Raw genomic sequence first — 218 nt, 5'->3', positions numbered from 1 at the left:
TGACTAGGCTGTGGGTCAGGCCACTCTTGGCATCGACACCAATGTGGGCCTTCATGCCAAAGTGCCACTGATTGCCTTTCTTGGTCTGATGCATCTCCGGATCGCGTTGCTGCTCTTTGTTCTTGGTAGAGCTGGGTGCCTCAATGATGGTGGCATCCACCAAAGTGCCTTGGGTCATCATGACGCCTGCTTCGGCCAGCCAGCGATTGATGGTCTTG

The 218-nt window shown here is 55.0% G+C and carries 1 protein-coding gene; it reads right to left on the bottom strand.

The annotated features are described in order from the left end of the window. The coding region (locus QQZ17_RS22530) for a transposase (RefSeq protein WP_284554180.1) at positions 1 to 218 on the bottom strand (218 nt) is incomplete at both ends.

This window comes from Citrobacter sp. T1.2D-1 (assembly GCF_950098555.1).
Classification (GTDB): Bacteria; Pseudomonadota; Gammaproteobacteria; order Enterobacterales; family Enterobacteriaceae; genus Citrobacter_A; species Citrobacter_A telavivensis.
Note: the sequence above shows the minus strand (reverse complement) of the source record. Positions and strands in the feature narration are given on the sequence as shown.